The organism is Streptomyces sp. NPDC002838, from assembly GCF_040295365.1.
In the GTDB taxonomy this organism is placed as follows: Bacteria; Actinomycetota; Actinomycetes; order Streptomycetales; family Streptomycetaceae; genus Streptomyces.
The window spans coordinates 1-11,962 of sequence record NZ_JBEOVF010000012.1; the positions used below are offsets into that span (position 1 = coordinate 1).

The window sequence follows — 11,962 nt, forward strand, 5'->3', positions numbered from 1 at the left end:
AAACGCCCGGTTACATTCCGAACCCGGAAGCTAAGCCTTACAGCGCCGATGGTACTGCAGGGGGGACCCTGTGGGAGAGTAGGACGCCGCCGAACAAATCTTGGGAAGACCCCGCACCGGGACGGTGCGGGGTTTTCTGCATTTCAGGGTCGTTTAAGGTCGAGGCATGCGCTACGACTTGGTTATCTTCGACAACGACGGCGTCCTCGTCGACAGTGAGCCGATCTCCAACCGGCTGCTGGCCGCCTATCTGACCGAGCTCGGGCACCCGACCTCGTACGAGGACTCCATCCGGGACTACATGGGGTCGGCGATGCACCGGATTCACGACCTGGTCCGGGAGCGGACGGGGCGACGGTTGCCCGAGGAGTTCGACGACGTCTTCCACGGGCGGGTGTTCGCTGCCTTCGAGCGGGAGTTGGAGCCGGTGCCCGGGGCCGTCGGGGTGCTCGAGAAGCTGGCGGCGGACGGGGCGCCGTACTGTGTGGCGTCTTCCGGGAGCCATGAGCGGATTCGGGTGGGGCATCGGAAGACCGGGTTGGACCGGTGGTTCGAGGACGGGCGGATCTTCAGCTCGCAGGATGTGGGGCGGGGGAAGCCGGCGCCGGATCTGTTTCTGCACGCGGCCCGGCAGATGGGGGTCCCGGCCGAGAAGTGTGTCGTGATCGAGGACAGTCCGCTCGGTGTGCAGGCGGCTGTCGCGGCCGGGATGGACGTGTACGGGTTCACCGCCATGACGCCGGCCGCCAAGCTCGCCGGGGCCACTCAACTCTTCTCGGACATGGGGGAGTTGGCTGACCTGCTGGTCTGACACTTGTCATTGGGGCCCTCGCCGCCGGACCCATGGCGGTCATGCCCGCCGGGGAGGTCTGCGCCGAGGACTGTGACAGTCGGGCGAGTGTTTGCCGCGGCTCCCGCGGTCGTCGCGGCCGAGTGAGGCGCGATAAAGCTGAGGGAAATTCATCTTTGGCTGGATCTACCCACGAGTACACCGGGGCCCTTACGCTCGCCGCCATGACTGATGTGCTGCGGCGCGGCAGGGCCTCGCTGGCGTTCAGCTTCTTCGCGCAAGGTGTTGCCTTTGCTCTGCTCGTGACGCGGATCCCGGCCATCCAGGACCGGTACGGGGTGTCCGACGCGTTGCTGCCCGTCTTCCTGGCCGCGGTGCCGATCCTCGCCGGGGTCGGGAGCGTGAGTACCGAGAAGCTGGTGAAGCGGGTGCCGCCCAGCCGGGTGTTGCGCTGGTCCCAGCCCGTGGTGCTCCTGGGGCTGCTCGGGGTGGGGGCGGGGGACCGGATGGTCGTGCTGGCGGTCTCGCTGGCCGCGTTCGGGATGGCCGTGGGCGCGCTGGACGCCTCGATGAACATGCTCGGGGTGAGCCTGCAGCGGTCGTACGGGCGGAGCATCATGCTCAGCTTCCATGCCGCGTACAGCTTGGGCGGGATCCTGGGGGCCTCGCTCGCGTGGGTGGGGGCGCACTGGGATCTGGTGCTGTGGGTGTCGTATCTGCCGGTCGTGGTGGTGCTGTTGCCGGCCGCGTTGGTCGGGAGCCGGTGGTACGTCGACGGGGAGGCCGACGCCGTAGCGGAGACGTCGGAGAAGGAGGCGGGTGGCGAGGGTGGGGCCGTCGTCTTCAAGATGCTGTTGCCGCTGTGTCTGGTGATGTGCTTCGCGTACATCGGGGACTCGACCGTCTCCAACTGGAGTGCGAAGTATCTGCAGGACGTGCTGGGGAGTTCGGAGCAGCTGGCGACGGTTCCGTACAACGTGTACATGGTGACCACGCTGTTGGGGCGGGCCATCGGGGACTTCGGGGTACGGCGGTTCGGGGCCGTGGCGGTCGTCAGGGGCGGGTCGCTGGTGGCCGCGCTCGGGTTCGCCGTGGTGGCCCTGGCGCCCGGGGCGTGGGTCGGGATGCTCGGGTTCACGCTGTTGGGGCTGGGGTTGTGCGTGCTGGTGCCGCAGACGTTCGCGGCGGCCGGGCGGTTGTTCCCCGGGGCTTCGGATGCGGCCGTGGCGCGACTCAACGTCTTCAATTACGTGGGGTTCTTGATCGGCTCGCCGTTGGTGGGGGCTCTGGGGGACGCCTGGAGTTATCGCGGGGCCATGCTTGTGCCGATGGTGTTGGTGCTGGTGACGCTCGTCTACGCCCGGTCGTTCGATGCTCAACCGGACCGATACGGTGGCGGGCATGAGCGGCCGCGCACAGCTGATGTGGGACGAGGCAGTAACGGGCTATGACTTCGGTCCGGACCATCCGATGGATCCGGTTCGGCTTGCCCTGACGAGGAGTCTCGTTCAGGCCTTCGGGCTTGATCGGGAAGTGGATGTCGTGGCCGCCAAGGCGGCCGGGGAGTCGACCTTGCGGCTCGTGCACCGGGAGGACTACGTCGAGGCCGTGAAGGCGGCGTCGGTGGATCCGCGGGGGGCGGACGGGTCGTACGGGCTGGGGACCATGGACGATCCGGCCTTCGCCGGGATGCATGAGGTGTCCGCGTTGATCGCGGGGCAGTCGGTGGGGGCGGCGGAGGCCGTGTGGCGGGGGGAGGCGCTGCACGCGGTGAACTTCGCGGGTGGGTTGCATCATGCGATGCCGGGGGGTGCGTCGGGGTTCTGTATCTACAACGACGCGTCGCTGGCGATTGCTCGGTTGCTGGAGCTGGGGGCTGAGCGGGTCGCCTATGTGGATGTCGATGTGCATCACGGGGACGGGGTGCAGGCGGCGTTCTGGGAGGATCCGCGGGTTCTGACGATTTCCCTGCACGAGCATCCTCGGACGTTGTTTCCGCAGACCGGGTGGCCGGAGGAGACGGGGGCGGAGTCCGCGGAGGGGTCGGCCGTGAATGTCGCGTTGCCGGCGGGGACCGGGGATGCGGGGTGGTTGCGGGCGTTTCATGCGGTCGTGCCGGAGGTGATCGCGGACTTTCGGCCTCAGGTGCTGGTGACTCAGCATGGGGCGGATACGCATTTCGAGGATCCGTTGGCGCATTTGGCTGTGTCGCTTGATGCGCAGCGGGCTGTGCAGGTGGCGTGTCATGACCTGGCGCACGAGTACGCCGAGGGGCGGTGGGTGGCGCTGGGCGGGGGTGGATACGCGGTGGTGGATGTGGTGCCGCGGTCCTGGACTCATCTGGTGGGGATTGCCGCGGGGCGGCCTGTGGAGCCGGAGGCGATGATTCCGGAGGGGTGGCGGCAGGAGGTGTTCGCTCGGACGCGGCAGTTGGCGCCGGTGCGGATGACCGATGGGCGGTGGCCTGTGGCTTGGGCCGACTGGGAGGCGGGGTACGACCCTGCGGATCGGTTGGATCAGGCGGTGTTGGCGGCTCGGCGGGCGGTGTTTCCGTTGCGGGGGCTTTTGGCGTAGGGCGGTTGGAGCAGTTGGCCGGTGCTGGTGGGCCGGCGTCGGCCGGGCGAGTCGCTGGGTGCCGTCCGCTTTCCCAGTTGCCCGGTGTTGGCGCTGGGCGGGGGGTGGGTCGCGCGGCCCGGCGCTGGCGGGGTGCCGCTCTCTTTGGGTCGGGGGCCGCCCAGCGGCATTACTGCCCGCGGCTGCGTCAGAAGGGATGGCACGGCTGCCCGCCAGAAGGGATGGTCCGGCTGTCTGCAGCGTGACGGAGGCGGCTGTCCGCGGCTGCGCCAGAGCAGCCTGACGGAGACGGCTGTCCGCGGCTGCGTTGGATGGGATGGTCCGGTTGCCCGCAGTCCGACGGAGACGGCCCCCAGTCTGGCGGCTCATTACGCCAACTGTGCGGTGTTTCCCCGTTCGTATCGCGGCCCCGCTTCCCATCCGTCAGCATCGCACCGTGTTGAGTACCGGTGCCCTGCGTGCCCATCTCCTCGCCGCACGGCTTGCCGGGGTGGTGGCGACCTCTCGGGAGGAGAGTCTGCGGAGTTATCGGCTGTTCGCCGCTGGTGACCCTCGCGTGCTGATCGGGATTGATCCTGAATGGGCTTGGGGGGAGCGGGATGTGATCGGGTTGATGGCGGACAAGTGTGGGGTTTCGGCCGATCCCCATCACAGGTCCGGCCATGATGTGATCGATCCGGAGCTGACGGTGGCCGCCCTGGAGGTGTTCGCGGAGCGGCTCGCCGTGGCCGCCCGGAGCCGCGCCACGGTCCTCCTGGGTACCGGGCACCCCCATCGGCTGCTCGGCTTCTACGCCGCGTTGGCGGACGCGCTGTCGGCGGCGGGATGTGCCGTTCTCACCCCGGCGCAGGGTCGCTGTGTCGACATAACGACCCGGTTCGGTCTACGTACGCACAACCTTGACTACGTACGAGGAGTCGCGCTGGTGCGGGAACCTGGCGCGCCTCGCCCCGGTTGTGCGACCGGCGCACACACGCACTCACCGCTCCCGGTTCGGACCGCTTTGGCCGCGGCCGCCGAGGCCGGCGGGCCGCTTCCAGAGCTGGTGATCGGGGACCACGGGTGGGTCTGCGGAGCAGGTCAGCTGGGGTTCGAGGCCATCGGGCTCGCCGATACGGACGACCCTGCCCTCTTCGTCGGCGAGGCCGAGGGGCGCGTGTCCGTCGTCGTTCCACTTGATGACGCTGTGCGGTCTGATTACTACCTGCCGCTGACCCGCTACGTACTCAATCGAGCGTGTCTGTCACAGTAGGCCGCCGATGGGTGCACCTCTTCCCCACTTGCATCACCCGCCCCTACATTGGGGAGTGAGCACGCAGCGACGAAGAGTCACCGGAAGGGGAAGCCGGTGGCCGTCGAGTGCGGAAGGTTCAGGTGTGTCATGGCTGCTGAGCAGAGGCCTCTGAGCGAGGTTCAGTTCCTTACCGTGGCGGAAGTCGCCTCGGTGATGCGAGTGTCCAAGATGACCGTGTACCGCTTGGTGCACAGCGGTCATCTGCCCGCGATCCGGGTGGGGCGGTCCTTCCGCGTCCCGGAGAACGCGGTTCACGAGTACCTCCGCGAGAGCTACGTGGGGGTGGAAACCGCCTGACGACGGTGATCCGGGTGGGTCGGGGAGATCCTCAGGGCTTTTCAAGGGTCTCCCTGATTCCCCCTGATCCCCTCTGATCACCTCGATTACGACCTCAGCGCTCGGACGGGTAGGCTGGCCCCTCGTAGGTCGTATGGGCCCATGGCGCCCAAACACCGAGTGATGAGAAGTGAGCGAGGGTAGTCGTGGGCTCTGTTATCAAGAAGCGGCGCAAGCGGATGGCCAAGAAGAAGCACCGCAAGCTGCTCAAGCGCACGCGCGTTCAGCGTCGCAACAAGAAGTAAGCGACGACGGTAGAGCGTGTTCTGTGGCCCCCCACCCATGCTGGTGGGGGGCCACACGCGTGTCGTGGGCTGGATGTCGTCACTTCGTGCAGTGGGCGGTCATCACAGCGCAACAACAACCCGCTAAGTTGGCCGCACACGGGGAACGCGGCGGAGTACGAGGGCTGGAAGGAAGGCGCTGATCTTGGGCAAGGTCGTGCTCGTGACCGGGGTGGCCCGTCAACTGGGGGGCCGTTTCGTACGACGCATCCAGCGTGACCCACAGGTGGACCGGGTCGTCGCCGTGGACGCGGTCCCGCCCGAGCATCATCTGGGCGGTGCCGACTTCATCCAGGCCGACCTCCGGCAGCCCACCATCGCGCGCGTGCTGGCCGAGACGGCCGCCGACACGGTCGTCCACCTGGACGTGACCGCGACCGCGCTCGGCAGCGGCAGCCGGACCACGGTCAAGGAGACCAACGTCATCGGCACCATGCAGCTGCTCGGCGCCTGTCAGAAGTCGCCGACCGTCAAGCGGCTCGTGGTGAAGTCCAGTACGAACGTCTACGGCTCCGCGCCCCGCGATCCCGCCGTCTTCACCGAGACCACCCCGCCCAAGTCGCTGCCCAGCGGCGGCTTCGCCAAGGACACGGTCGAGGTCGAGGGGTACGTGCGAGGCTTCGCGCGCCGTCGGCCCGATGTCGCCGTGTGCGTGCTGCGGTTCGCCAACATCCTCGGCCCGACCGCGGACACGCCGCTCGCCTCGTACTTCTCGCTGCCCGTGCTGCCGACGGTGTTCGGCTACGACCCACGGCTGCAGTTCGTGCACGAGGACGACGTGATCGAGGTGCTGCGGATCGCCTCGCGCGAACCGGAGCGGGGCACGCTCAACAGCGGCACCTTCAACATCGCCGGCGACGGCGTCCTGCTGCTCTCCCAGTGCTCCCGGCGCCTCGGACGGCCCACGGTGCCACTGCTGCTTCCCGCGGTCACCTGGACGGGCTCGCTGGTGCGTACGCTGGGTATGACGGACTTCTCGCCCGAACAGATCCGGCTGCTCACGCACGGCCGGGTCGTGGCGACGGACCAGATGCGTGAGACGCTCGGCTTCAAGCCGAAGTACACGACGGCGGAGACCTTCGCGGACTTCGCACGCAGCCGCGGACCCGGACTCCTGCCGCCGGAGGCCCTTGCGGGGGCCGTCGACCGGATCGCCGCGCTGCCCCTCGCGGGTGGCGGCCACCCCCCGACGCAGAGCGCCAACTGAGGAGCGCATCAACGATGGCGGACGCCAAGGTCATTCCGTTCGACGACGACCGGTCCCGCGGGAGCGCCGTGCAGCGGCCGCCGCGGCGCCGGAGCGCGGGGAGCCGGCGCAAGGGCACGGAATCCGCGCTGGTACGTGAGGTCCAGCCCCTGCCCAGCAAGGCGCCCGCGCAGGATGATGTTCCTGTGACCCGTGAGGAACAGCCGCCCGAGCAGTCCCAGCACACCGGCGACCACGGCGGCCTGGAGAAGCGCATCGCGGGCGGCCTGGCCTTCCTGCGCCGCCGCCTCACCGGGGACTACGACGTCGACGACTTCGGTTACGACGAGGAGCTGACCGACCAGGTCCTGATGTCCCTGCTGCGCCCGGTGTACGAGAGGTACTTCCGGGTCGAGGTGAAGGGCGTCGGGAACATCCCGTCCGAGGGTGGCGCGCTGATCGTCGCCAACCACTCCGGCACGCTGCCGCTGGACGGCCTGATGATGCAGGTCGCCGTCCACGACCACCACCCGGACGGCCGCCACCTCCGCCTCCTCGCCGCCGACCTGGTCTTCATGCTGCCGGTGGTCAACGAACTGGCCCGCAAGCTCGGCCACACCCTGGCCTGCGCGGAGGACGCCGAACGTCTCCTCGGCCAGGGTGAGCTCGTCGGGGTCATGCCGGAGGGCTTCAAGGGCATCGGGAAGCCCTTCAGCGAGCGCTACAAGCTCCAGCGCTTCGGCCGCGGCGGCTTCGTCTCCACGGCGCTGCGCCAGGGCGCCCCGATCATCCCGTGCTCGATCGTCGGGGCCGAGGAGATCTACCCGATGATCGGCAACGCCAAGACGCTGGCCCGGGTCCTCGGCTTCCCGTACTTCCCGCTCACACCGACGTTTCCCTGGCTGGGCCCGCTCGGCGCGATCCCCCTCCCGACGAAATGGACGATCCAGTTCGGTGAGCCGATCCCCACGGACGGCTATCCGCCGGAGGCGGCCGAGGACCCGATGCTGATGTTCAACCTGACCGACCAGGTCAGGGAGCAGATCCAGCACACGCTGTACAAGCTGCTGGTACAGCGGAGGTCGGTGTTCTTCTGAGGAGGCCGTCTCCTCGAGACGGGGTGCACGGATCCTGCCCGGCCGCCGGAGGCCGTCGGACGGAGTCCGACGCAGCTGTTCGAAGCCTGCGAAGCAGTGCGAGAGCAGCAGACGGGAGGGGCCAAGCTGCTGGTGCAGCGGAGGTCGGTATTCTTCCAGGTGTACGTCGATGGGGGCGCCCTCCGTGGGAAGGGCGCCCCCATCGACGTAGGGACATGGCCGTAAGGGATGGCCTAGTTCGCGTCCTCGCCCTCGATGCCCAGGCCGGGCAGCAGGCCGGGGAGGAGCGGTGGGACGGTGACGTCCGGCTCGCCGGTCGGGGGCTTGCTGGTGGACGGTGAGGCGCTGCCGGTGTCCTTCGGCGGGTCGAGCAGGCCGCCGGTGTTGCCGCCGAGCAGGCCGTCGGCCTCGCTGCCGGAGCCGGCCGACTTGCTGGGGCTGTGGCTGCCGGTGCCGGTGCTCTCGGACGAGCCGCCCTTGCCGGTGCTGGGTGCCTTCGACCGGCCGGAACCGGACGGCGTGTCGGAGGACGCGGACCCGGAGCCCTGCCGCCGACCGCTTCCGTCGCCGCCCGGGGCCGGGGGCCGCGGGAGCAGGGACTGCAGCGGGGCGACCTCTTCCTCCATGGCGTCGAAGACCGACGACACCTGCTTGCTGACGTCACCGAGCTGGACGGGCAGCTTGTCGCGCAGTGCGCCCCAGGCGTCGCGGTGCGAGCGGGAGAAGGTGTCGAGGGCCTGGATGGGGCCCAGGGAGTCGGGGTCGCGCTGATACGCGGCGGTCAGCAGGCGGTGGCCCTCGGAGGCGTCGTGCCGCATGCCGGACAGGGCGCGGCGGATCTCGCCGAGGGACTCGTGGTCGAGGTGGCCGCCCCGGCCGCGCTCCATCAGCCGGCGGGCTTCGCCGAGCCGCGTGGAGGCCTGGTCGAGGTAGGTCCGGCCGCGCTCGTCGTCCCCGTCGGACAGGTGGTTGAGCTTGAAGTCCTCGATGCCGCGCTTGAGGCCGTACAGCGAATCGCCGGGAAGGGCGTCCGAGCTGGCGGCGGCGACTCCGCCGAGGGCTCCCGCGGCCACACCGACGCTGAGCCCGCCGGCGGCGAGGCCCTTGGTCAGCCGCGAACGCGGCCGGAGCTTGCCCAGCGTGCCGCCCCGGTGAGCCGGCTGCCGGTGGGAGCGCTGCCCGGGTAGCGGAGCGTCTGCTGCCTCGCCTCCGGCGGTGCCCTCGAGCAGCATGGCCTCCATCGCGGCCACGAGCTGGGCCCGCTGAACGACCTTGACCTCGGGGTCCAGCTCCGGCTTGGGCAGCTCGCCGAGACCGGTGGCGAGGGCCAGTAGTCGGCCCTGCTCGGTCTGTTCCGCAGCAGCCGGGGACGGTGCCGGTCCTTCGGACTGCTCGGCCGCCGTGCCCTGGTCGGACTGCTCCTCCAGGGCCTGGGCGAAGGCGTTCGCCCGCCGGTGCGCCGATACGTTCGCGATCACTGGCGGCACCTCCTCTCGTCATGACGGTCGACTCCCCAGGGGGTCCTGAGGGTTGCACGCCCTGACCACAAGCACACGATCGAGTGATCGAACTCGGCCAGGTAGTGACCACAGGGAGCCTGCATCCCGCACAACGAGTGGCGCGGCACTTGGGTTACGGACTGCGGATGATCGGGTCGGGGAGCCAACGGACTGTCACCGAAAGCGAGTTGGTGGTCACGGAACGTGCGCTGTCAGCGCGCGTCGTCCGGGAGGAGCCGGGCGAGGGTGCGCACGGCCCGGTACTGGAGGGTCTTGATGGCGCCCTCGTTCTTGCCCATCACACGGGCGGTCTCGGCGACGGAGAGGCCCTGGAGGAAGCGGAGCGTCACACACTCCTGCTGCTGGGGATTGAGCCGTCGTACGGCATCCAGGAGAGCGGCGTTGGAGAGGGACTCCAGGACGGAGTCCTCGGGAGACCGCTCGACCTCGTTGGCGTCGAGCATCTCGCCGGTGGTCACCTCCAACCGGAAACGACTCGACTTGAAATGGTCGGCGACGAGATTGCGGGCGATGGTGACCAGCCACGCCCCGAAGTCCCGCCCCTGCCAGGTGAAGGTGCCGATCCGCCGCAGCGCCCGCAGAAAGGTCTCGCTCGTCAGGTCCTCGGCGGTCGCCTTCCCTCCCACTCGGTAGTAGATGTACCGGTACACGGTGTCGCTGTACTGGTCGTAGAGGCGGCCGAAGGCGTCGGCCTCGCCCGCCTGTGCGCGCTCGACGAGATCCATCATCCGAGCGCTGTCGCTGTCGGCAGCCGGCCGCCGAGCGGTGGCGGCACCACTCGAACGCCCCCGTCTGCCGACTGCGGCGCTGCCGTCGGCGAGCGCGTAGCACGGGCCGACGGGGGTGGTTGCTACGGCGAGGGCAGGGACGGCGTACGCGGTGGGGACGTAGCCGCGCAACAGGTCGTTGACCGTTGCGCGCAGCGTAGCCAGGCCCGAGGCGTCAACCCCGACGTGTGGGTACACGGGACTCCCAGAGGCAGAGCTTCCATCAGTGCAGTGCGGGACCTTTCACCCGTCGTAGCGACGGAGGGGGTACCGGGTTGCGTCTGAGGAGAATAACGCTTAGTACAGGCTCTGCTACACCCAGTTGCTCTATTCATCGATTACGTCGCTTCTGTAACCGATTGACGCCCGATCAAGTGCCGCACAGTGACCGGTTGTTGATCAGAACGGTGCATGTTCCGTCTTGGTCCGGGGCGTGTTGTGGCCGTGTGCAGCCAATGGGACTGGACAGGGGGGTTGCGGGTATGACTTGGGGATTGGCCGGCACGCGGTGGGCGTGATCGGAACTGTTGCCCACCCCACCACCCGACTCGATCGGCCAAGAGGTGCCCCGACAGGCGCTACGCCCGACCCGCTACCGCCGCCGCCGATGCAACGCGATGGCCGCAGCCGTCCCTCCGGCCACCGCCCCCACGCCCGCCGCCGCCGGAATGCCGACCTTCGCCGCCTTCCGCCCCGTGCGGTAGTCGCGCAACCGCCAGTCCAGCTGTCGAGCGTGCTTGCGCAGCTTCGTGTCCGGGTTGATCGCGTAGGGGTGGCCGACCAGCGACAGCATCGGGATGTCGTTGTGCGAGTCGCTGTACGCGGCGCACCGGGACAGATCCAGTCCCTCCGCCACCGCCAGCGCCCGCACCGCCTCCGCCTTGGCCGGCCCGTGCAGCGGCTCGCCCACCAGCTTGCCCGTGTACACGCCGTCGACCGACTCCGCCACCGTCCCCAGCGCCCCGGTCAGCCCCAGTCGCCGAGCGATCACCGTGGCGATCTCCACCGGTGCCGCCGTGACCAGCCAGACCTTCTGCCCCGCGTCCAGGTGCGCCTGCGCCAACGCCCGCGTACCCGGCCAGATCCGCTCGGCCATGTACTCGTCGTAGATCTCCTCGCCGATCGACATCAGCTCGGAGACACGGTGGCCCTGGACGATCGACAGCGCGGAGTCGCGCGCCTCCTGCATGTGCTCCGGGTCCTCGACCCCGGCCAGCCGGAACCACGCCTGCTGCCACGCGAACTTCGCGAGGTCGCGGGTCTCGAAGAACTTCCGCTTGTACAGGCCCCGCCCGAAGTGGAACAGCGCGGCACCCTGCATCACGGTGTTGTCCAGGTCGAAGAAGGCGGCGGCATGCGCATCGCCGGGGACCGGGAACTCCGGTTCCTCACCCGAAACGTCCTGCGTGGACTTGCGCGCTGCCTCCGCCGAAGCCTCGCCTGCCAGCACGCTGCGCGCTGTGGCGGAGCGCCTACGGGGAGTGAGCCATCCGAGAGCGGCCATGGCGTGAGCATAGCCAGTTTGTTCGGTGGTTCCGGAGTCGTGAGGTTTGAAGGGTGTGAACTCTCCACGTCTGGCCCGTTAAACAAGCGGGAGAATGGCCGACATGACTTCCCTCTTTCGCCGCAACGCCACGAAGGCACCACAGGACCGCCTCGTCACCCTCATCCGCAAGCCGGGCTGCCATCTGTGTGATGACGCACAGCTCGTGATCGAGAAGGTGTGCGGCGACCTCGGGGTCCCCTGGGAGAAGAAGGACATCACCCAGGACCCCCAACTCCACGATCAGTACTGGGAACAGATCCCTGTCGTACTCGTCGACGGAGAGCAGCACACCTTCTGGCGCGTGAACGAAGAACGGCTCCGGAAGGCGCTGACCGAGTAGTCCAACTGGACCAGAACGTCGCTTAGGATCGACGGCGACTGGGTCTCGGGGGCGGGAATCGTTGAGGAGAGTGTGCGGTTTTGCCCCCAAGAGAAGAGGAACGGTGGTGCGGATGCGCCGGTTCCACACCCGTGCGCCGGGGGCGCGTGACCCCGGTCACGTTGGCCGGGCAAAACGGACACCATCTTTGTGCACGCGTTCACAAAGACATAGCCTGCATTCGACGGG

12 protein-coding genes and 1 rRNA gene are annotated in these 11,962 nt (G+C 68.8%); 10 read left to right on the top strand and 3 right to left on the bottom strand.

What is annotated here, in order from left to right; translation table 11 throughout:
- The 9 genes from rrf to ABT063_RS17615 all read left to right on the top strand — a co-directional run.
- Nucleotides 1–95, top strand: a 5S ribosomal RNA gene (rrf, locus tag ABT063_RS17575); the annotation flags it as partial.
- A 71-nt stretch (nt 96–166) separates the two neighbouring features.
- On the top strand, nt 167–811 hold the full coding sequence (locus tag ABT063_RS17580) for an HAD family hydrolase (RefSeq protein WP_351058253.1): 645 nt from the start codon (nt 167–169) through the stop codon (nt 809–811).
- Nucleotides 812–1,014: 203 nt separating this feature from the next.
- Complete coding sequence (locus ABT063_RS17585; protein ID WP_351058254.1) at nt 1,015–2,241, top strand: MFS transporter; 1,227 nt, start codon at nt 1,015–1,017, stop codon at nt 2,239–2,241.
- Nucleotides 2,192–3,364: an acetoin utilization protein AcuC gene (locus ABT063_RS17590; protein ID WP_351058255.1), complete on the top strand. Its 1,173-nt coding sequence runs from the start codon at nt 2,192–2,194 to the stop codon at nt 3,362–3,364. The genes ABT063_RS17585 and ABT063_RS17590 overlap by 50 nt, the downstream gene beginning before the upstream one ends.
- Before the next feature lie 436 nt (nt 3,365–3,800).
- The gene (locus ABT063_RS17595) at nt 3,801–4,616 is read left to right on the top strand and encodes a phosphatase (RefSeq protein ID WP_351058256.1); all 816 of its coding nucleotides are present in this window, start codon (nt 3,801–3,803) and stop codon (nt 4,614–4,616) included.
- 129 nt (nt 4,617–4,745) lie between these two features.
- The gene (locus ABT063_RS17600; RefSeq protein ID WP_016437488.1) at nt 4,746–4,955 is read left to right on the top strand and encodes a helix-turn-helix domain-containing protein; all 210 of its coding nucleotides are present in this window, start codon (nt 4,746–4,748) and stop codon (nt 4,953–4,955) included.
- 185 nt (nt 4,956–5,140) lie between these two features.
- Nucleotides 5,141–5,239 (top strand): 30S ribosomal protein bS22, encoded by a 99-nt coding sequence (locus ABT063_RS17605; protein WP_003948845.1) that lies wholly within the window; start codon nt 5,141–5,143, stop codon nt 5,237–5,239.
- Nucleotides 5,240–5,423: 184 nt separating this feature from the next.
- Nucleotides 5,424–6,485, top strand: coding sequence for an NAD-dependent epimerase/dehydratase family protein (locus ABT063_RS17610; RefSeq protein WP_351058257.1), 1,062 nt, complete (start codon nt 5,424–5,426; stop codon nt 6,483–6,485).
- Nucleotides 6,486–6,499: 14 nt separating this feature from the next.
- A complete protein-coding gene (locus tag ABT063_RS17615) occupies nt 6,500–7,561 on the top strand; it encodes a lysophospholipid acyltransferase family protein (protein WP_351058258.1) in 1,062 nt (353 codons plus the stop codon).
- Nucleotides 7,562–7,794: 233 nt separating this feature from the next.
- Here ABT063_RS17615 and ABT063_RS17620 read toward each other — a convergent pair whose 3' ends face one another.
- The 3 genes from ABT063_RS17620 to ABT063_RS17630 form a co-directional block, all read right to left on the bottom strand.
- Nucleotides 7,795–9,039 (bottom strand): DUF5667 domain-containing protein, encoded by a 1,245-nt coding sequence (locus tag ABT063_RS17620; RefSeq protein WP_351058259.1) that lies wholly within the window; start codon nt 9,037–9,039, stop codon nt 7,795–7,797.
- Between the two features lie 233 nt (nt 9,040–9,272).
- On the bottom strand, nt 9,273–10,046 hold the full coding sequence (locus tag ABT063_RS17625; RefSeq protein ID WP_351058260.1) for an ECF subfamily RNA polymerase sigma factor, BldN family: 774 nt from the start codon (nt 10,044–10,046) through the stop codon (nt 9,273–9,275).
- Nucleotides 10,047–10,440: 394 nt separating this feature from the next.
- Entirely contained in the window at nt 10,441–11,352 is a 912-nt protein-coding gene (locus ABT063_RS17630; protein ID WP_095753410.1) for an HAD family hydrolase, read from the bottom strand.
- Between the two features lie 94 nt (nt 11,353–11,446).
- Between ABT063_RS17630 and ABT063_RS17635 the strand changes: the two genes are divergently transcribed.
- The gene (locus ABT063_RS17635; protein WP_351058261.1) at nt 11,447–11,734 is read left to right on the top strand and encodes a glutaredoxin family protein; all 288 of its coding nucleotides are present in this window, start codon (nt 11,447–11,449) and stop codon (nt 11,732–11,734) included.
- The last annotated feature ends 228 nt before the right edge of the window (nt 11,735–11,962 follow it).

What these genes read in the sequence shown, in the direction of transcription:
- ABT063_RS17580 (WP_351058253.1), top strand. Translation starts at nt 167, where the DNA reads ATGCGCTACGACTTGGTTATCTTCGACAACGACGGCGTCCTCGTCGAC.
- ABT063_RS17635 (WP_351058261.1), top strand. Translation starts at nt 11,447, where the DNA reads ATGGCCGACATGACTTCCCTCTTTCGCCGCAACGCCACGAAGGCACCA.
- ABT063_RS17590 (WP_351058255.1), top strand. Translation starts at nt 2,192, where the DNA reads ATGAGCGGCCGCGCACAGCTGATGTGGGACGAGGCAGTAACGGGCTAT.
- ABT063_RS17630 (WP_095753410.1), bottom strand. Translation starts at nt 11,352, where the DNA reads ATGGCCGCTCTCGGATGGCTCACTCCCCGTAGGCGCTCCGCCACAGCG.
- ABT063_RS17600 (WP_016437488.1), top strand. Translation starts at nt 4,746, where the DNA reads ATGGCTGCTGAGCAGAGGCCTCTGAGCGAGGTTCAGTTCCTTACCGTG.
- ABT063_RS17615 (WP_351058258.1), top strand. Translation starts at nt 6,500, where the DNA reads ATGGCGGACGCCAAGGTCATTCCGTTCGACGACGACCGGTCCCGCGGG.
- ABT063_RS17585 (WP_351058254.1), top strand. Translation starts at nt 1,015, where the DNA reads ATGACTGATGTGCTGCGGCGCGGCAGGGCCTCGCTGGCGTTCAGCTTC.